Source organism: Pseudactinotalea sp. HY158 (genome assembly GCF_009660225.1).
GTDB lineage: Bacteria > Actinomycetota > Actinomycetes > Actinomycetales > Beutenbergiaceae > HY158.
On sequence record NZ_CP045920.1, the window covers coordinates 395699 to 415423 of the forward strand.

Genomic DNA, 19725 nt, shown 5'->3' on the forward strand with positions numbered 1-19725 from the left:
GCGACGGTTCGGACCGGGCCCGCCGCGCCCCGATCCGAAGACCTCGCGCGAAGGTCGGCGGCGGCGGTTAGACTCGCGCTGTCTGTCCCTCACGGTCAACGGGCCGTGCGTGCAGGGGGCTACGTCAAGGAGGACGCATTCATGCTCGAGACCTCGAGTCTGGTCATCGTGGGGGCGATCGCCGTCATCGCCGTGATCGCGCTCATCATCGCCGTCGTGCTCAGACGCCAGGTGCTGGCGGCCGGCGAGGGCACCACGTCGATGCAGGAGATCGCCAAGGCGATCCAGGAGGGGGCCGCGGCGTACCTGAGCCGACAATTCCGCACCCTCGCGATCTTCGCCGTCGTCGTGTTCGGGCTCCTGTTCCTCCTGCCCGGGGACGCCGGGATCCGGGTCGGCCGATCCATCGCGTTCCTCGTCGGGGCCGGATTCTCGGCCACCATCGGCTACCTGGGCATGTGGCTCGCCACCCGCGCGAACGTGCGCGTGGCCGCCGCCTCGACCCGGCCCGGCGGGCACGCCGAGGGCGCCCGGATCGCGTTCCGCACCGGCGGATCGGTGGGCATGAGCGTCGTCGGGCTCGGGCTGCTCGGCGCCGCAGCGGTCGTGCTCATCTACCGCGAGAGTGCCCCGGCCGTGCTCGAGGGCTTCGGCTTCGGAGCAGCGCTGCTGGCGATGTTCATGCGGGTCGGGGGCGGGATCTTCACCAAGGCCGCCGACGTCGGCGCCGACCTCGTGGGCAAGGTGGAGAACAACATTCCCGAGGACGACCCCCGCAACGCCGCCACCATCGCCGACAACGTCGGCGACAACGTCGGCGACTGCGCGGGCATGGCCGCCGACCTCTTCGAGTCCTACGCCGTCATGCTCGTCGCGGCACTCATCCTCGGCAAGGCGACCATGGGCGAGGAGGGCCTCATCTTCCCGCTCATCGTCACCGCCGTGGGGGCACTCGTGGCCGTGCTCGGCGTCGCGATCACCCGGGTACGCGGGAACGAGGACGGCCTCAAGGCCATCTATCGGGGCTTCTACATCTCGGCCGTCATCGGCGCCGCACTCGCCGCGATCGCGGCCTTCGTGTACCTGCCCTCATCCTTCGCCGAGCTCGTGCCGGGATCGGCCACCGACCTCGCCTCCCACCCGGGCGACCCCCGCCTCGCGGCCGCCGGGGCCGTCGTCATCGGCGTCGTGCTCGCGGGGATCATCCTGTGGCTCACCGGATACTTCACCGGCACCACGAACACCCCCACGAAGACCGTCGCGGCCACGTCCCGCACGGGTGCGGCGACCGTCGTGCTCTCCGGCATCGGCGTCGGGTTCGAATCGGCCGTGTACACCACGGGCATCATCGCCGCCGCGCTGTGCGGGGCGTTCCTGCTCGCGGGCGGATCGATCTGGCTCGCGCTCTTCCTCGTCGCCCTCGCCGGCTGCGGACTCCTCACGACCGTGGGTGTCATCGTGGCGATGGACACCTTCGGGCCCGTGAGCGACAACGCCCAGGGGATCGCCGAGATGAGCGGGGACGCCTCGCCCGAGGCCGCCCAGATCCTCACCGACCTGGACGCCGCCGGCAACACCACCAAGGCGATCACCAAGGGCATCGCGATCGCCACCGCCGTGCTCGCCGCGACCGCGCTGTTCGGCTCCTACGGCGACGCGGTCTCGACCGCGCTGGCGAAGATCGGCGACGCCGCCGCGGCCGGAGGGGACTCCCTCGTCGGGGCGATGCTCGACTACGAGATCATCTCCCCGATCACGCTCGTGGGCACCATCCTCGGTGCCGCCGTCGTCTTCCTGTTCTCCGGCCTGGCGATCGACGCCGTCACCCGCGCCGCGGGCGCCATCGTGTTCGAGGTGCGGCGGCAGTTCCGCAAGTTCCCCGGCATCATGACCGGTGAGACCCGACCCGAGTACGGCCGGGTCGTCGACATCTGCACGAAGGACTCGCTGCGCGAACTGGCCACACCCGGGCTGCTCGCCGCGTTCGCCCCGATCGCCGTCGGCTTCGGGCTCGGGGTCGGCCCGCTCGCGGGATTCCTCGGCGGGGCGATCGCGGCCGGGGTGCTCATGGCGGTGTTCCTCGCCAACTCCGGTGGCGCGTGGGACAACGCCAAGAAGCTCGTGGAGGACGGCGCCTACGGCGGCAAGAACTCCCCGGCGCACGAGGCCGTCATCATCGGCGACACCGTCGGCGACCCGTTCAAGGACACCGCGGGCCCGGCGATCAACCCGCTCATCAAGGTGATGAACCTCGTCTCGCTCCTCATCGCCCCCGCGGTCGTGGCCATGAGCGTGCCCGCCGACGCCAACCACGGCCTGCGGATCGCGATCGCGATCGTGGCCGCGGTCATCGCGGTGGCCGCGATCTTCGTCTCCCGGATGCGCTCGTCGCGGGAGGACTCCTTCGCCGACCCGATCGAGGAGCCGGAGTCCGTGCGCCGCTGAGCCAGTCCGTGCGCAGCCGAGCCACCGCTCCGCAACCGACCCGCCGCCCCGCGACGCTCAACCACACGCAGCCCGCCGCCGATCCACGGCGGCGGGCTGCGTCGTCCCCAGGCGGGAGGGCCGGCGCCGGCTCACCAGGAGGGCGGGCGGTCAGTCCGTCACATGAGGGGTGGTCGGGGAGGCGGGGGTGGTGCGCGGCAGGCGCAGCGGCAGGAAGACGAGCAGGCCGGCGAGGAGCACGGCGAGGATGCCGAGGATCCCCATCCGCGGATTGTCGGTGGCCCGCACGAGGGTCGTGTACAGCGCCGGCGCGAGGAAGCTGATGGCCCGCCCGCTGGTGGCGTACAGGCCGAAGTTCTCCCCGGCCTGCTCCGCGGTGGACCTCCGCGCGAGCGCCGACCGGGAGGCCGACTGCACCGGGCCGACGAGCGCCGCGATCGCCATCCCGCAGATCCAGAACACGAGCGGGGCGCCGGAGGCCGCGATGACCGAGCCGAGGGCGACCATGGCGACGAGGCACGTGATGATCACGGCCCGCGGCCCGAACCGGTCGTCCGCGCGGCCCGCGAGCCACGTGCTCACCCCCGCGATGAGGTTCGCCGCGAGGCCGAAGTAGATGACCTCCTCGGTGGAGAAGCCGTAGGCGCTCGCGGCGAGGACCCCGGCGAACGCGAAGACGGCGCTCAAACCGTCCCGGTAGACCGCCGCCGCCACGAAGAAGTGCAGCAGCCGGCGCTCGTTGCGCCACAGGTGCGCGACGCGGCGGGCCAGCTCCCGGTAGGCCATCGCCAGGTTGAAGCGGCCCTCGTCCTCACGGGGGAGGTCTTTCGGCGCCAGCACGAGCAGGGGCAGCCCGAACACGAGGAACCAGCCCGCACACAGGAGCGCGATGGCGCGCATGTTCGCCATGTTCTCGGTCGGGAGGCCGAGCAGCCCGTCGTCGAGCACGAACCCGAACAGCGTGATGACGAGCGCCAGCACGCCCCCGAGGTAACCGAGCCCCCAGGCGAAACCGGAGATGCGCCCATAGGTCGCCGGGGTGGAGATGCGCAGCAGGATCGCGTTGTAGAAGACCCCGGCCAGCTCCGAGAAGAGGCCGGCGGCCGCGACGAGGACCGCCCCGTAGACGAGGAAGGAGTCCTCCGGCCGCGTGAACCACAGCAGCGCCATGCAGGCGATCGTCGCCGCCGTGGTGATCGCCAGCAGCAGCCTGGAATTGCGCACCCGGTCGCCCCATGAGCCGAGCGCCGGGGCGAGCAGGGCCATGACCAGTCCCGCCCAGGCCTGGGCGTTGCTGAAGACCGCCGCGCCGCGGGTGGGGTCCGAGGCCACCGCGTCGGTCAGATAGACCGAGAAGACGAACGTGAGGATGACCGTGTTGAACGCCTGCTGCCCGAAGTCCCACAGCCCCCACGCGCGGACGACCTTCGGGGGGACGGGCTGCGGCGGCCGGGCACGGGCGTCCAGGTGGGGGCTCGTCATGTGCTCAACCTAGGCCCTCCGCGGCGGCGGGCAGGGCAGATCAGGCGCGGGGCCGGGCGCAGATCAGGCGGGGCCGGGCGCGCGGAGATAGCCGGAGACGACGCGCACCAGTTCGGCGAGCGCGTCCCGGCTCAGGCGGGCGTGCTCGATCGTCGTGAAGCCGTGGAAGGCGCCGGGCCAGCAGTGCAGCTCGGTCGGCACGCCCGCGCGCAGGAGGCGGGCGGCGTAGTCGAGGCCCTCGTCGCGGAGCGGATCGACCTGGTTGACGGCGAGGTAGGTGCGGGGCAGGCCGGCGACGATGCGGGCCAGCGCCGGAGAGGCGTACCCGTCCGGCTCCCGGCCGCCCAGGTAGAAGTCCCAGGAGCGCCGGGCGTTGCTCAGGAACCACACCGGAGTGTCGGTGCCGCCGATCATCGACTCCGTCTCGAGCCGGGCGTCGAGCTCGGGCTCGAGCAGGAACTGGGCGGCGAGTTCGACCTCGCCCTCGTCGCGGACCAGGAGCGCGAGTGCGGCGGCGAGTCCGCCGCCGGCGCTGTCGCCGAGGACGCCGATGCGGCGCCCCCGCGAGCGGCCCAGGCCGCCCGAGACGATCCACCGCAGGGCCGCGTGGCAGTCGTCCAGTCCCGCCGGGTAGGGGTGTTCCGGCGCGAGCCGGTAGTCCGGCGAGACGACGACGACCCCGGCCCGGGCCGCCAGCTCGGCGTTGCGGGAGTCGTCGAGGCGTGGGTGACCCAGGCAGAACCCGCCGCCGTGGATGCTCAGCAGCACCGGGGCATCCGCGTCCGCCCCGACCGGGGCGATGACCCGGACGGTCAGGATGGACCCGTCGCCACGGTCGAGCGCGACGTCGCGGACGGTCAGGTCGCTCCGGCCCGACCAGTCGTAGTCGCCCGCGAGCCCGGCGGAGCGTTCCCGGCACGCGGCCAGGTCGGCGAAGTCCTGGACGGGCAGATCGGCGAGGGCCCGGGCGAGCTCCGGGTCGAGCGGATGCCTCACCTCGCCCCGGCCGCCGAACCCGCTGTGGGGGTCGCCGCGACGAACCAGCCGGTGATCGTGCTCGGGTGCGTGATCGCGGTGCCGACGGTCACGCTGTCCGCCCCGGCCCCGTAGGCCGCGGCCACGTCGGCGGGGGAGTGGATGCGGCCCTCGGCCATGACCGGCACCCCGGTTCCGGACAGGGCGGCGACGGCCTCGCGGACGAAGTCCAGGTCCGGCCCGGACGTGCGCGGCCGTCCGGGGGCGTAGCCACCGAGGGTCGTGCCGGCGAGGTCGGCGCCGGCCCGCGCCGCGGCGACCGCGTCCGCCACGGTGGCGCAGTCGGCCATGACGAGGGCCCCGGCCTCGTGCACGGCGGCGACGACCGTGTCGAGGTCGCGCCCGTCCGGCCGCGGCCGGTCGGTGCCGTCGATCGCGACGATCGCCGCCCCGGCGTCGACGCAGTCGAGCGCGAGTGCGAGCGTGGGGGTGATGAAGACCCCCTCGTCACCCTCCTTGACGAGCCCGATGACCGGCACGGTCACGTGCGCGGCGATCTCCCGGATGTCGTCGAGGCCCTGGGCGCGGATCGCCGCCGCGCCGCCGAGCACGGCCGCCTGGGCGACCCGCCGCATCGTCTCGGGGGTGCGCATCGGTTCCCCCGGGTAGGCCTGACACGAGACGACGAGGCGCCCCCGGAGAGGGTCGAGCAGGGAGGGATCGGGGGTCATGGGGTGTCCTGACGGTCGTGGGTGCGGGCGAAGTGGGCGGCGCCGAGGAGCGCGGCATCCGGGCCGGCGCTCGCGGCCACGACCGGGGTGTCGGAGACCAGGGTCATCGCATCGAGTGCGATGCCCGCGCGCACGGCGTCCCACCAGGCCTCCCCGGCCTCCGAGACGCCGCCGGAGAGCACGACGAGCTCGGGGTCGAGCACGTTGAGCAGCCCGCCCACGACCCGCCCGGTCGCGCGGGCGCAGCGGGTGAGGATCTCGCGCGCGAGTGGGTCGGTGCCGGCCCGGGCCGCGACCTCGCGGGTGTCGGCGGCGACGCCGCCGGCCCGCCGGTAGGCGGCGAGGATCCCGGGGCCGGAGGCCAGGCCCTCGAGGTGGCCGACCCGCCCGCACGGGCACGGGACGTCGTCCGCCTCGGGCACGGGCACGTGCCCGACGTGGGCCGCGGCCGAGTGTGCGCCGAGGACGACCCGGCCCTCGAGCACGAACGCGCCGCCGATCCCGGTGCCGACCGCGACCAGGAGCATCGAGGAGCGGCCGGAGCCGCTGCCGTACACGGCCTCGCCGAGGCCGTGGGCGTGGACGTCGTTGAGCACGTGCGTCTCGAGTCCGACGGCCTCCCGGCCCAGCCGACCCAGGTGCGTGCCGGCCCAGCCGGGAATCGCGTCGGTCGCCGAGGTGACCCGCCCGGTCGAGGAGTCGATCACCCCGGCGGAGCCGATCCCGATGACCGTCGGGCGTTCCCCGGCCGCGGTCGCCTCGGCCAGGGTGGCGCCGAGGGCCGCGACGAGGCCGGCGACGACGTCCCCCGGGCCCCCGGCCGCCCCGGTGGGGACGGTGCGCCGGCCGCGGACGGTGCCGTCGCCGGTCACCCGCGCGACCGTCGTCTTCGTGCCGCCGAGGTCGACCGCCAGGGAGGTGGTCCTCTCGTCGGGGCTGCTCACCGCACCATGGGGATCTCGAGGGAGGCGAGCACGGCCCGCACCCGCTCGATGTTCGCCCCTTCGAGCGCGGTCATCGGGGCGCTCATCGTGTTCGTGTCGAAGATGCCCATGAGCCACAGCGCCGTCTTGAAGGCGCCGACCCCGGCGGCCGGGCCGGTCTTCCCCTCGACCGCGAACACGATCTCGAAGAGCGCGGCGAGGCGATCCTGCTCGAGGCGCACGGCGTCCCAGTCGCCGGCGCGGGCGGCACGGTCGAGCCGGACGTAGCCCGCCGGGTCGACGTTGCCCAGGCCCGGCACGGATCCGTCGCCGCCGGCGAGGTAGGTGCCGTCGACCACGACCTCGTGCCCGGTGAGGAGGACGAGCGGGGAGCCGGCCGCCCGGTTCGCTGCGATGAGCCGGCGGTAGGCGACGTCGTCCCCGGAGGAGTCCTTGACCCCGGCGAGCACGCCCTCGGAGCCGAGCCGCACGAGCATCGCCCCGTCGAGCTTGACGTGCACGCACACGGGCAGGTCGTAGGCGAAGAGGGGAAGGTCGGTCGCGGCCCCGATCGCCCGGAAGTGGGCCTCGATCTCCTCCGGCCCCGTGATCGCGTAGAACGGCGCGGTCACCACGACGCCGGCCGCCCCGAGCTCCTCGGCGCGGCGCGCGTGCGCGAGCACGCGGCGGGTCTGCATGTCGATGCAGCCGGCGAGTACGGGCACGCGGCCGTCGACGATCCGGATCGCGGCCGTGAGCACCGCCTCGCGCATCTCGTCCTCGAAGTAGGCGACCTCGCCGCTCGAGCCGAGCACGAACAGGCCGTCGACCCCGCCGGCGAGGTGGTGGTCGATCACCCGCTCGAGGCTCGGGACGTCGAGGTGCCCCTCCGGGGTCAGCGGCGTGACCAGCGGGGGGATCACCCCGCGCAGCGTGGTGGACCCGGCGGTGTGGAGGGCGGCGGTCATGGATGAACTCCTCGGATGATGGCCCCGGTGGGGCGTGACGGTCCGGGCGCAGAACGTGCCCGGACGGGTATGGCGGACTTACTGGTCGAGCAGGGCGGGCGCGGCGCCGAGGAGGGTGCGGGTGTACTCCTCGGCGGGGGAGTGGAAGATCTGCTCGGTCGGTGCGGACTCGATGATCCGGCCGAAGTACATGACGCAGATCCGGTCGGAGACGTAGCGCACGGTGTTGATGTCGTGGGAGATGAACACCATGCCGAGATCGAGTTCGCGCTTGAGGTCCGTCAGCAGGTTGAGCACCTGCGCCCGGACCGACACGTCGAGAGCGCTCGTGGGCTCGTCGGCGACCATGACATCCGGCTCGAGGGCCAGCGCCCGGGCGATCGCCACCCGCTGACGCTGCCCGCCCGAGATCTGCCGCGGCAGCACGGCCAGGGCCGACTGGGGCAGGCCCACGAGATGCAGCAGTTCGCGGACCTTCGCCTCCCGATCGCGCGGGGAGCCGATGCCGTGCACGTCGAGCGGGTCGACGAGCGCGTCGTGCACGGTCATCCGCGGGTTGAGCGCCGTGGCGGGATCCTGGAAGACGACGGACACGGCCCGGCCGAGCAGGCGTCGTCCCCTCGCGGTGTTCGCCAGCTCCCGCCCGCGGAAGCGGACGGTGCCGCTCGTGACCGGCTGCAGGCCGACCATGACGCGGGCGAGGGTGGACTTCCCGCAGCCGGACTCCCCGACGATGCCGACGGTCTCGCCGCGGGCGACGGTGAAGTCGACGTCGTTGACCGCGTGCACCGTGTCGGGGCGGAAGAGCCTCCCGGTGCGGGTCTTGTGGATGACGTCGACGTGCTGGAGCTCCAGCACCGGTTCGGTCGCATCGGTCGGGCTCATCGCGCACCTTCCTTGACGAGGGCTTCCCGGGCGGGGGTCGTGGCCACGACGTGGTCGGCGTCGCCGACCGGCTGGAGCACGGGCTTCTGATCGAGGCCCACGCCCGGCATGCTCGAGCGGGGGGCGAACCGATCACCCGTGACGAACTCGCTCGGGGAGGGCACGGTGCCGGGCACCTGGTGGAGCCGGCCGGCGCCCGCCTCGATCGAGAGGACCGCGCCGAGCAGGCCGCGGGTGTACTCGTGCCGGGGATCGGTCAGGAGTTCGGAGGTCTGCGCCTGCTCGACCACCTGGCCGGCGTACATGACCGTGATCCGGTGGGCGAGCTGGGCCACGAGGGCCAGGTCGTGGGAGACGAAGACCATGGCGAAGCCGAGCTTGGTGCGCAGGTCGTTCAGCAGGTCGACGACCTGCTTCTGCACCGTGACGTCGAGCGCGGTCGTCGGCTCGTCCGCCATGATCAGGCGCGGGTTGCGCGTGAGGGCCATGGCGATGAGCACGCGTTGACGCTGCCCGCCGGAGAGCTCGTGCGGATACGACTTGAGCGTGCGCACCGGGTCGAGTCCGACCAGTTCGAGCAGCTCGGTGGCGGTGCGCTTCCCGCCGCGGCGGGTGAGCTGGGCCAGCTGCGAGCGGATGAGCATCGAGGGGTTGAGGGAGCTGAGGGCGTCCTGGTAGATCATCGCCAGCTCGTGTCCGCGCAGCGCGTTGCGCCGGCGCGGGGTCATCGCGAGCACGTCCCTGCCGTCGAAGAGGATCTCCCCGGTGATGCGCGCGGTCGGCGGCAGGAGCCCCATGACCGCCATCGACGTGATCGACTTCCCGCAGCCGGACTCCCCGACGAGGCCCATGGTCTCGCCGGGGCGCACGCTGAAGGAGACGTCGTCGACGATGTTCACGTCGCCGTGGGCGCCGGGGAACGCGATCGAGAGGTTGCGCACCTCCAGGAGCCGGGACTCGTCGCTCGTGTAGCGCAGGCGGGCCCGGTCGCCGGTGCGGGCCAGCTCGGTCGCGCGCAGGGCGGCGAGCCGCTCCTCGAGCGTGCGGGCGATCGTCTCCTCCTCGGGCTCGGGCCGGATCCCGCCGGCGGGCCGGGACGGTGCGGCACCGGCGACCTCCTCGGGCACCTCGGACAGGTCGGCGCCGCGCGCCTCGAGCGCCCGCTCGTCGCCCTCGACGTCGACCTTCACGCGGGTCCTCGGGGTGGCCATCGAGTCGGTCATGCCCTCGGAGAGCACGTTGAGCGCGAGGGTCGTCAGGAGGATCATCAGGCCGGGGAAGAAGGTCGGCCACCAGCGGCCGGAGAGCAGGAGCTGCTTGCCCTCGCTCATGATGTTCCCCCACGAGGGGTCCGGCGGGCGGACGCCGGCGTTGATGAACGAGAGCGACGCCTCGAGCACGATCGCATCCGCCACGAGCACGGTCGCGAACGTGAGCACCGGGGCCATGCAGTTGCGGGCGACGTGCTTGACGAGGATCCACGTGGTGCGCGCGCCCATGACCTTCGTGGCGGCGACGTAGTCCTCGCCGAGCTCACCGAGCACGTTCGCGCGGACCACGCGGGTGAGCTGCGGGGTGTACAGGAAGGCGATCGTGAACACGAGGACCGGTACGGCATTGCCGAAGACCGCGATGAACACGGCGGCCAGCGCGATGCCGGGGAAGGACATGATGATGTCCATGATCCGCATGAGGACCTCGGCCACGGCCTTGCCCGCCGTCGCCGCGATCGACCCGAGCACGGCGGCGGCGGCGAGCGCGGCCACCGTGGCGCCGACCCCGATCACGAGGGAGTAGCGGGCGCCGAAGAGCACGCGCGAGAAGATGTCGCGGCCGTTGGCGTCCGAGCCGAACCAGTGTTCGGAGCCCGGGGGCACGACGGGTGTGCCCGAGGCGAGCGGGTCGTAGGGGGCCAGGACCGGGGCGAGCAGCGCCGCGAGCGCGACGATGGCGATGACGGTCAGGCCGATCCGCGCCCCGAGCGGCAGGCCGGAGGCGAAGCGCAGCCCCGGGGTGCTGAGGCGTTCTGTCAGGCGGCGGCGCATCACACACTCCTGATTCGTGGATTGACGAGCACGTAGAGCAGGTCGACGACGATGTTCACGACGATGAAGGCGATCGCGACCGTGAGCGTGACGCCCTGGACGAGGAACACGTCATTGCGTTTGACGCCGTCGAGGATGAGCTGGCCCATCGCCTGGATGTTGAAGATGATCTCGATGATCACCGCCCCGCCCATGAGGTAGCCGGCGCGCAGCCCGAGCACGGTCACGGGTGTGATGAGCGCGTTGCGGAAGACGTTGCGTGAGACCACGACGCGGTAGGGGATGCCGGCGCCGATCGCGGTGCGGACGTAGTCCTTGTCGAGTTCCTCGACCATCGCCGTGCGCACGACGCGGGTGAGCGATCCGGAGACCGGCACCGCGAGCGCGATCGCCGGCAGCGCGATCTGGTTGAGCCACATCCGTGGATCCTCCGAGAGCGGCACCCAGTCGGTCAGGAGGGCGGGGAACATCCCCCACCCGCCGGGCACGTTGGCGAGCCACTGGATGAGCAGGATCGCGAGCCAGAACGAGGGCGTGGCGAGCGAGAGGATCGAGACGACTCGGATGGCCTGGTCGGGCCACCGGTCGCGGTAGAGGGCGGCGACGACGCCGAGCACGGCGGCCAGGATGATCGCGAGGAACAGCCCGAGGAACGTCAGCTGCATCGTGATCGGGAAGGCCTGGAGGACGACGTCGGTCACCTTCTGGTTTCCCGAGGTCACCCCCATGTCGCCGTGGGCGACGAGCCGCCACAGGAACGTGAAGTACCTGATGGCCAGCGGGTCGTTCAGGCCGTTCTTGTCCCGGTAGGCGTCGATCGCCTCGGGGCTCGCGGACTCACCGAGGGCCAGTCGGGCCGGGTCGATCGGCGAGAACGACATGACGACGAAGACGAGGAACGTCACGCCGACGATCATGATCGGCAGCGCGACCAGGCGTCGCCCGATCAGCCGGATGAGGTTGGACACGAGCCGCTACTCCTTCCCCTGACGGCCCCGGCGGCTCGTCGATCGCCGGGGCCCAGGGAGTGGGCTACTGGGTGCTGGCGACGTTCTCGAAGGAGAGGCCGGTGAGCGAGATCGGCTTGAAGTCGACGAGGGTCTCGCCGTCCCAGGCGGTGGGCACGCTCCGGTGGAACAGCGGGTAGAGCGGGACCTCCTCCGAGAGGAGGTCGAAGGCCTGGTCCCACGCCTGCTGCTGCGCGGCGGGGTCCTGGGCCCGCAGGCCCTCGTCGAGGAGCGTCTGCATCTGCTCGTAGGAGTCCTGGCCCTTCCAGTGCATCCGCTGGTCGGTCCACACGTCGCCGGCGAGCCACCAGCGCATGAGCAGGTCGGGGTCGTTGCCGAACACGCTCGGGTCGCCGGGGGCCACGAGGATCTCGTAGGCGTCGGGGCCGCTGTCGATCTTCGTGTAGACGCCGGCCGACTGGCCCTCGTCGAGGGTGACGTCGAGGCCGAGGGCGTCGAGGTCCTCCTTGATGAGTGGCGTGCACTTCTTCACCCAGTCGTGGTCGGTGCACGTGATCGTGATCGACTTGCCCGCGAGGCCGGACTCGGCGAGGAGCGCCTTGGCCTTCTCGGGGTCGTGGTCGTAGACGACCTTGGCCTCGTTGTAGTTCGGGTGGGTCGACTGGAGGAAGCTCGTGGCGGCCTCGCCGTTGCCGAGCAGGCCGTTGTCGACGAGCTTGGCCAGGTCGATCCCGTACATGACGGCCTGGCGGTTGCGCAGGTCGGACCAGATCTCCGAGCCCATGTTGAACATGATGAACAGCAGGCCGAAGCCCTGCACCGAGTCGACGGTGGCGCCCTGGCCGGCCAGGGTCTCGGTGTCGAGGTAGGGCACCGAGTCGATCGCCTGGACGGTCTGGGAGGTGAGGGCGTTGACCCGCGCGGTCGCGTCGGCGAGTACCTGCCAGTTCATCGTCGCGGCCAGCGCCGGGCGGGGGCCGTTGTACTCCTCGAACCGCTCGAACTTCACGGTTCCACCGGCGCCGTTGTCGACGAGCTTGTACGGGCCGGACCCGATCGGCTGGGCGTCGAAGGCGTCCCGGTCGGCCTCGACGGCGGCCTTCGGCACGATCTTGACCACCGAGAGGCGCTCGGTGAAGACGCCGGCCGGGTACGCGAGCGTGAACGTGACCGTCGTGTCGTCGGTCGCCTCGACCGAGTCGATGAAGGGTATGAACTGGGAGTAGAGCGAGGCGTTCTCGGGGTCGAGCACGCGCTCGAAGGAGTAGACGACGTCCTCGGGGGTGACCGGTGTGCCGTCGTGGAAGGTCGCGCCGTCGCGCAGGGTGACCGTCCAGGTGGTGTCGTCGACCTTCGTCGGGTCCGCGGCCGCGAGGGCGTTGTAGGTCTCGAGGGTGGCGGGGTCGAGTTCGGTCAGCCCCTCGAGCGTGTGCCAGTTCGCGGCGATCGTGAGCGCGGCCGAGGTGGTCATCGGGTCGTAGCCGTTCGAGCCGAGCTCGTAGCTGATGCCCGCGTTGATCGTGCCGTCGGTGTTCGCGGCGCCGGAGGCCTGATCGGCGCCGGTGTCGGTGGAGTCGCCGGTGGAACCGCCGGCGGTGCCGTCCTGCGGCGCGCAGGCCGCGACGGCGGTGACGATCCCCGCGGCGGCGAACAGGCCGGTGGCGCGCAGGAAGTTGCGGCGGTCGAACGTGGGCTGAATCTTCATCGTTGAGACCCTTCGGAGAGTGATGGTGTACATAACACGTCTGATGTCCGATCTTGCTAGGATGACTGTAGGACATCCCCGGAGAAATGAGCAAGCCGAATGACGGAGCCCGCCGCATCCCCGCCCCTGGGCCGCGCCGCCGCGAAGCGGGAGACCTGGTCTGCGACGGATGCCATCGCCGAGTTGATCCTCGCCGAGAGCCTGCGCCCGGGCGACCCGATCCCGACCGAGGCCGTGCTGTGCGAGCGGCTGGGGATCTCCCGCTCCTCGCTGCGCGAGGCGATCCGCACGCTCGCGAGCCTGGACATCGTCGAGGTCAGGCACGGGCACGGCACGTTCGTGGGCGGGTTGTCGCTCTCCCCGCTCGTGCGTGGCCTGATCTTCCGCGCCCGCTCCGATGCCGCGGACGACCTGCGCACGCTGCGGGAGGTGCTCGAGGTGCGGATCGCGCTCGACCTGGCGATGGCCGACGCGCTCGCAGCCGAACACGCGGGCACGAGCGATGCGGTGTTGACCGAGCTGGTCGAGTGCATGAGCGCGAAGGCGGACCGGGGCGAGCTGTTCGTGGACGAGGATCGCGCCTTCCATCACCGCCTGCTGGAGAAGGTCGACAACACCCTGATCACGGAGATGGTCACCGCGTTCTGGACCGTGCACACCGTGGTCCAGCCGTACCTCGGCGTCGCCCCCGGAGCGGACATCGTCGAGACGGCGCGTGCCCACGGCCGGATGCTCGAGGCGGTCGAGGCCGGGGACACGGCCGCCTACCGCCGTGCGGTCCGCGCGCACTACGCCCCACTCGAGCGGGCCGTCGAGCGGGCCGTCGAGCAGACAGGCGTCTGAGCGGTGGGCGAGCGCGAGGCGACCTGCTGGGAGCCGGCGCCGGGCCGGGTCGTCCTGGCCGAGCGCGGCGTGGGCGGCTATCGCCAGTACCGCATCCCGGCCCTGGCGGCCACCGCGACGACGACCCTGTGCGCGTTCGACGGCCGGCACGACTTCGACGACCTGCCCGCCCCGATCGACCTGCTGCTGCGGCGCTCGTCGGACTCCGGAGCCACCTGGGAGGAGCCCAAGGTCGTGCGCCGGGGCACGGGCCACGAGGGCTTCGGGGACCCCTCGCTCCTCGCCGATCCCGCCACCGGGCGGGTGTTCCTGTTCCACTCGGCCACCGAGCGGGCGGGGTTCTTCGAATCCGGCGACGGTGAGGATCCCGCCGATCCGATGCTCCAGCACGCCGACGTGTCGGTCTCCGAGGACGAGGGGCGCACGTGGCGCCACGAACGATTGACGGCGCCGCTGCGCCACAGCGGCAATGCCGTCCTCGATTGCGAACGGATCGCCGGCATGTTCGCCGCGGCGGGGGCCGGCTGCGCGATCACCGCCGGCCCCCATGCGGGCCGGCTCGTGCAGGTCTACGTCCTGCGGATCGGGGGCCGCATCGACGTCGCCTGCGCCGTCAGCGACGACCACGGCCGCAGCTGGCGCCTCGGCCGGCCCATCGGCCACGGGCGGGAGGCGGCTCCCGTCGAGCTGAACGAGTCGAGCGTGTGCATGCTCGCCGACGGGTCGCTCCTGCTCCACTCGCGGGGCCCCGGCCACCGGCTCGAGACCCGTTCGAGGGATGGCGGTGAGACGTTCGGCCCGGTCACCGCGGCCCGCGACCTGCCCGATTCCGGCACGAACGGCTCCGTGCTCGCCCCGGCGGCCGGTCCGGAACTGTACGCGAGCCACACGGCCGGCCCCGATCTGCGTCGCGGCGCGCAGATCAGCCGCTCCGACGACCGGGGCCACACCTGGAGCGCCGTCCGGGTGCTCGAACCCGGCTCGGCGGGCTACACCCGCCTGGCCGAGCTCCCCGACGGCCGCATCGGCGTCGTGTACGAGGCGGACGGGTACCAGGAGATCCGGTTCGAGGCCTACGCGCGGGAGGAGCTCGTCGATCCGCGGCGCCCCCCGCGCGGGGCTCCCGTCCCGGCCGGGGCGACCGGCTGGGCGCGCGCGAGCGCGGGCGGCGTCGTGGTCGACCTCGTGCTGCGCAGCATCCTGCCGGCCCGTCCGGCGAGCCCGCACGAGTGGTCCGGCACGGAGCCGGTGCACGTGATCGACCTGTCGGAGTTCGCGGGGATCGGGGCGGCGGTGTTCAAGGAGGTCGGCCGCGCGCCGGGCGCGGGCGACCTCCAGGTGCTGCGCACCCGCGCGGCCCTCGACCGCAATCTGGGACCCGCGCGGCCCGGGATCGGCGCCGGTGATCTCGTGCTCGTGCACGGGCGCGCGTGGAACGGGACCGGGCACCCGCTGCGGGTGACCTGGGACGGGCGCAGCCGCGACCTCGAGCCCGGCGAGTGCTGGGTGCGCCGCGACCTGTCCCACCGGGTCGGGACCGGGGACCTGAGCGCGGGTCGGGTCCGGTTCGCGACCGAGATCGCCACGGCCGCGGCCCGCGCGAGGCCGGTCCTCGAGGTGCCGCGCGCGCCGCGCGGCCGGTGAGGCGGCACCGATCACCCGCCGATCACGCCGATCACCCGCCGATCGCCGCCGGTCCTGCCGGGACCGCCGCGCGCGCGGCCCAGCGCCCCGCGATCGGGCCGGTGACCAGGAGCAGCAGCCAGAACAGCTGTCCCGGCGTCGAGGTGTCCCACGCCTCGACCGCGAGGTAGGTCACCGGCACCGAGAGCACGAAGACCGCTGGACGGGTGAGGGCGCTCAGCAGCTGGGCCCGGCGTCCCCGGCGCGAGAGCGTGGACCGGACCATCCCGCGGCGCAGCGCGATCTGGTACATCGCGATGCTCGCCAGGATCGCCCCCGCGACGTTCAGGGCGTAGAGAGCGGTGGGCAGCGGCAGGTGCCGCAGGGCCGGATCGCCGATCGCCTCGGTCGTGAACGGGATGAAGACGACGAAGAGCATGACGGCGATATTCGACCAGATCGTCACCCCGTCGATTCGGTCGAAGCGCTCGAGGAGATGATGGTTCTGACGCCAGAACACCGCGATCACCACGAAGCTGACCGCGAACGAGGCCAGTTGGCTCGCGTTGGTCCCCAGCAGGGAGCCGACGCTCTGCCAGGTCGCCCCCCCGGAGACGTCGATCGTCGTGACGAGCAGGGTGAGGGCGAATCCGTAGACGGCGTCGAAGAACCCGAGCGCGCGGTCGTAGCTCGAGGATCCCTTGTCGTAGCTTTCGGCCATGGCTCATTGGAGCACAGGAGCGTCCGTCACGGGCGCGAGCGCCCGACCGGCCGCCGCGGTACACGATGTCAGGCCGGTGCCGATATCCTGGTGGCCGGATACCAGGGAGGAGTCGAGGCGTGACGATGAAGCCGGCCCGATCTCGCAACGAGGACGTCGTCGAGGCGATCAAGCAGTACATCATCGACGAACGGCTGCAGCCGGGTGACCCGCTGCCCACCGAGAACCAGCTGATCGAGGCGATCGGCGCCTCCCGAACGAGCGTGCGGGAGGCGATGAAGCGCCTCTCCGCGCTCGACATCGTGGACATCCGCCACGGGTACGGCACGTACGTCGGCCGGATCTCGATGCGCGCGCTCGTCGAGGCCCTTGCCTTCCGCGGGCAGCTCTCCCGCGGCACGGACGGCCGGATGCTCGAGGATCTGGTGGACATCCGGATGCTGCTCGAGCAGGGGCTGAGCCGGCCGATGATCGACTCCCTCGGCACGATCGACCTCGCCTACCTGCGCGAACTCGCGGTGCGGATGCGCCGGCTCGCGATGGAGGGCAAGCCGTACGTGGAGGAGGACCGGGCGTTTCACATGCGCCTCATGAAGGCGATCGGAAACGAGCTCATGGTGCAGCTGACCGAGGCCTTCTGGCTCGTGCAGGCCCGCATCGCCCCCTCCCTGCCGGTGACCCCGCAGGACTGGACGGCGACCGCCGAGGCGCACGGCCGGATCGTCGACGCGCTCGAGGCCAAGGACGCCGTTGCACTGCGGGCGGCCCTCGCGGTCCACTACGAGCCCGTGCGCAACGTCCTTCACCAACTCGCCCGGGACGGCCAGTTCACCCCGGTCGAGGCGGACGAGGCGACGCCGGACCGGGCGCGGGCCTAGCCGCGGGCACACCCGATGAGCGATCACGACGCCCGGCCCGACCGGATCGACCCCGCCGGGCTGGCGGGCCTCGCCGCCGACCTGGCCGGATTCACGGTCGACGCCGTCACGGACCTGCTCGACGAACGATCGATCGCGGCCCTCGACCGCGAGAACGTGCTGCCCGCCCGCCTTCGGCTGCGCGAGCGCGACGAGCCCCTCGCGGTGCTCGTGCGGCTGCTGCTCCTCGGTGAGACCGTCGCGGAGGAGCACGTGCGCACCGCCCTGCCCTCCTCCTACGAGGCGGCCGCGGCCGCGGGGCTGCTCGTGGTCGAGCACGGCTCCGTGCGGGCCGCCGTGGACCTGCGCCCCACCCGCCTCGGCGAGGAGGACCTGCTGCTGGCCTCCGACCCGAGCGAGGCCGCGACGGGCCGGGGGGTGCGCCCCGACCACGTCCTCGGCCTCGGCGGCGCCTCCGCCACGCTCGCCCGGTTGACGATCCGCCGGCCGGTCTCCCGCGCCCTCGACCTCGGCACCGGCTCGGGCATCCAGGCCCTCGGCCTCAGCGCCCACGCCGACCGGGTCGTGGCCACCGACGTGAGCCGGCGGGCCCTCGACCTGGCGGCCTTCAACCGGGACCTCGACCGGGAGGTCCGCCGGGTGCGTTCCGAGCGGAGGGTCGAGCCATCGGCCCAGGTGGCTCGGGTCGCCGGGCCCGCGCAGATCGAGCTGCGGTACGGATCCCTGTGGGAGCCGGTCGCGGGGGAGGTCTTCGACCTCATCGCCTCGAACCCGCCGTTCGTCATCAGCCCCCGGGGAGGCGCGCTCGCCACCTACACCTATCGCGACGGCGGCCGCAGCGGGGACGACCTGCTCGCGGGCCTCGTCGCGGACCTGCCGCGGATGCTCGCCCCCGGCGGGATCGCCCAACTCCTCGGGAACTGGGAGGTGCGTGCCGGTGAGCCCTGGCAGACGCGCGTCGAGGGGTGGGCGCGCGGCACGGGGCTCGACGCGTGGGTGATCCAGCGCGAACTGCTCGACCCGGCGCAGTACGTCGAGACCTGGCTGCGCGACGGCGGGCTCACCCCGGACCGCGACGGCGCGGCGTGGGACGAGGCGTACGAGCAGTGGCTCGCCGACCTCGACTCGCGGCAGGTCGCCGGCGTCGGATTCGGCTACCTCGTCTTCCGCAACCAGGGCGCGCGCCCGCCCTGGGTCCGCCTCGAGGAGATCACCGGAACGATTGCACCCGTCCTGGGCGAGACGATCGCGACGGTGCTCGACGTCGTCGACACGCTCGAGCGAACGGACGACGCCGCGCTGGCCGACTGGCATGTCCGCGTCGCCCCCGACGTGACCGAGGAGCGGCACTACCGGCCCGGGGAGGCGGACCCGCAGGTCATCGTGCTCCGCCAGGGTGGTGGATTCGCGCGCACGGTCCGCGCCGACACCGTGCTCGCCGCCGTCGTGGGCGCCTGCGACGGCGAGCTGAGCCTCGGCCGGATCGCCGCGGCCGTGGCGGCGCTGCTCGACGTCGATCCGGGCGCGCTCTGGGCACAGGTGGCCCGGCCGGTGCGCGGGCTCCTCACCGACGGGCTGCTCCTGGCCCCCTCCGACGCCGCCGGGGCGCTACCGTGACCGATGTGACCGATGTGACCGATGTGACGAGCCCCACGCGCGGGTTTCCCACGCGCCTCGACTTCCTGGTGCGGCCGCTGCTGGCGACGGGCGTGCTCCTCCTCGGGCTCTGGGCCACCTGGTTCCTCTTCCTGCGCTCGGAGCTCGGGCAGGTCGTCGACGATCTGACCCTCACCGGCAGGGGAGAGCCCGGACTGCCGGATGCTCTGACGCGCCCGGTCCTGGGCGTCGTCTCCGCCCCGTACATCATCGCGGCCGGCGTGGTGATCGTGGGGATCGCGCTGCTGCAGCGCCGCTACGCGCTCGCGGTCGCGGCCGCCGCGCTCTATATCGGCTCGAACGTGACGACCCAGCTCATCAAGGGCCTGCTCGACCGGCCCGACTACGGGGCGGTGTTGGCCTACGGGAACTCCTGGCCGTCCGGTCACACGACGGTCGCCGCCGCCATCGCGGTGTGCGTGCTCCTCGTGGTGCCCGCCCGCGGCCGCGGGCCCGTGGCCCTCGTGGGCACCCTGTACATGGTGCTCACCGGATGGGGCACGGTCGTGGCGGGCTGGCACCGCCCGGCCGACGTCATCGGGGCGTTCATGGTCGCCGGGGCCTGGTACGGGATCGTCGAGTCGATCCGGCGCTGCGTGCCCTCCCAGTACGTCGTGACCGACCCGGTCCGCACCGCCGCCCGCGGCTCGGCCCGCTCCCTCGATGTGATTGCGGGCATTGCGGCGGCGCTCGGTGTGGGTATCCTGGCCGCGACGGCGCTCAGTCTGCCTGGGACGGGCGACGTCAGCCCCGGATCCGGACTGGCCCAATGGGCCTATATCGGCTCCTGCTGCGGGATCGTCGCCGTGGCGGCAGGGGTCCAGCGACTGCTGTTGGCAGTCGGCCCACACCGCTGAGCGGACTCGGGCCCCAGGCC

At 72.6% G+C, this 19725-nt stretch carries 16 protein-coding genes; 6 read left to right on the forward strand and 10 right to left on the reverse strand.

All coding sequences use genetic code 11. The annotated features are described in order from the left end of the window. The first annotated feature begins 141 nt into the window (after window positions 1-141). Window positions 142-2445 (forward strand): sodium-translocating pyrophosphatase, encoded by a 2304-nt coding sequence (locus tag GCE65_RS01740; RefSeq protein ID WP_153879119.1) that lies wholly within the window; start codon window positions 142-144, stop codon window positions 2443-2445. A 150-nt stretch (window positions 2446-2595) separates the two neighbouring features. Here the strand turns inward: GCE65_RS01740 and GCE65_RS01745 are convergent, their stop codons facing one another. The 9 genes from GCE65_RS01745 to GCE65_RS01785 all read right to left on the reverse strand — a co-directional run bounded on the left by GCE65_RS01745 (window position 2596) and on the right by GCE65_RS01785 (window position 13127). After that, on the reverse strand, window positions 2596-3927 hold the full coding sequence (locus tag GCE65_RS01745; RefSeq protein ID WP_153877158.1) for an MFS transporter: 1332 nt from the start codon (window positions 3925-3927) through the stop codon (window positions 2596-2598). A 63-nt stretch (window positions 3928-3990) separates the two neighbouring features. Beyond that, window positions 3991-4923, reverse strand: coding sequence for an alpha/beta hydrolase (locus tag GCE65_RS01750; RefSeq protein WP_153877159.1), 933 nt, complete (start codon window positions 4921-4923; stop codon window positions 3991-3993). Then, window positions 4920-5633, reverse strand: a complete 714-nt coding sequence (locus GCE65_RS01755) for an N-acetylmannosamine-6-phosphate 2-epimerase (RefSeq protein ID WP_153877160.1) — start codon at window positions 5631-5633, stop codon at window positions 4920-4922. The genes GCE65_RS01750 and GCE65_RS01755 overlap by 4 nt, the downstream gene beginning before the upstream one ends. After that, window positions 5630-6577: an ROK family protein gene (locus GCE65_RS01760; protein ID WP_153877161.1), complete on the reverse strand. Its 948-nt coding sequence runs from the start codon at window positions 6575-6577 to the stop codon at window positions 5630-5632. Before GCE65_RS01760 ends, GCE65_RS01755 begins: the two co-directional genes overlap by 4 nt. Then, the gene (locus GCE65_RS01765; RefSeq protein ID WP_152817755.1) at window positions 6574-7524 is read right to left on the reverse strand and encodes a dihydrodipicolinate synthase family protein; all 951 of its coding nucleotides are present in this window, start codon (window positions 7522-7524) and stop codon (window positions 6574-6576) included. Before GCE65_RS01765 ends, GCE65_RS01760 begins: the two co-directional genes overlap by 4 nt. A 78-nt stretch (window positions 7525-7602) precedes the next feature. Beyond that, on the reverse strand, window positions 7603-8409 hold the full coding sequence (locus tag GCE65_RS01770; protein WP_152817754.1) for an ABC transporter ATP-binding protein: 807 nt from the start codon (window positions 8407-8409) through the stop codon (window positions 7603-7605). Further along, complete coding sequence (locus GCE65_RS01775) at window positions 8406-10454, reverse strand: dipeptide/oligopeptide/nickel ABC transporter permease/ATP-binding protein (RefSeq protein ID WP_153877162.1); 2049 nt, start codon at window positions 10452-10454, stop codon at window positions 8406-8408. Before GCE65_RS01775 ends, GCE65_RS01770 begins: the two co-directional genes overlap by 4 nt. Further along, complete coding sequence (locus GCE65_RS01780; RefSeq protein WP_194928778.1) at window positions 10454-11422, reverse strand: ABC transporter permease; 969 nt, start codon at window positions 11420-11422, stop codon at window positions 10454-10456. Before GCE65_RS01780 ends, GCE65_RS01775 begins: the two co-directional genes overlap by 1 nt. A gap of 64 nt (window positions 11423-11486) precedes the next feature. Next, the gene (locus GCE65_RS01785) at window positions 11487-13127 is read right to left on the reverse strand and encodes an ABC transporter substrate-binding protein (protein ID WP_153877163.1); all 1641 of its coding nucleotides are present in this window, start codon (window positions 13125-13127) and stop codon (window positions 11487-11489) included. Between the two features lie 99 nt (window positions 13128-13226). On the opposite strand from GCE65_RS01785, the gene GCE65_RS01790 reads away from it, so the two are divergent. After that, the gene (locus tag GCE65_RS01790) at window positions 13227-13970 is read left to right on the forward strand and encodes a FadR/GntR family transcriptional regulator (RefSeq protein ID WP_153877164.1); all 744 of its coding nucleotides are present in this window, start codon (window positions 13227-13229) and stop codon (window positions 13968-13970) included. A 3-nt stretch (window positions 13971-13973) separates the two neighbouring features. After that, a complete protein-coding gene (locus GCE65_RS01795; RefSeq protein WP_153877165.1) occupies window positions 13974-15614 on the forward strand; it encodes an exo-alpha-sialidase in 1641 nt (546 codons plus the stop codon). A gap of 31 nt (window positions 15615-15645) precedes the next feature. Here GCE65_RS01795 and GCE65_RS01800 read toward each other — a convergent pair whose 3' ends face one another. Further along, window positions 15646-16314, reverse strand: a complete 669-nt coding sequence (locus GCE65_RS01800; RefSeq protein WP_153877166.1) for a TMEM175 family protein — start codon at window positions 16312-16314, stop codon at window positions 15646-15648. 125 nt (window positions 16315-16439) lie between these two features. On the opposite strand from GCE65_RS01800, the gene GCE65_RS01805 reads away from it, so the two are divergent. The 3 genes from GCE65_RS01805 to GCE65_RS01815 are packed head-to-tail and all read left to right on the forward strand — an operon-like array spanning window position 16440 to window position 19705. After that, window positions 16440-17192 (forward strand): FadR/GntR family transcriptional regulator, encoded by a 753-nt coding sequence (locus GCE65_RS01805; protein WP_152817992.1) that lies wholly within the window; start codon window positions 16440-16442, stop codon window positions 17190-17192. A 15-nt stretch (window positions 17193-17207) separates the two neighbouring features. Further along, window positions 17208-18809 carry an SAM-dependent methyltransferase gene (locus tag GCE65_RS01810; protein ID WP_153877167.1) on the forward strand — a complete coding sequence of 534 codons (1602 nt, stop codon included), beginning with the start codon at window positions 17208-17210 and terminating at the stop codon, window positions 18807-18809. Window positions 18810-18814: 5 nt separating this feature from the next. Beyond that, window positions 18815-19705, forward strand: coding sequence for a phosphatase PAP2 family protein (locus GCE65_RS01815; protein WP_194928779.1), 891 nt, complete (start codon window positions 18815-18817; stop codon window positions 19703-19705). The last annotated feature ends 20 nt before the right edge of the window (window positions 19706-19725 follow it).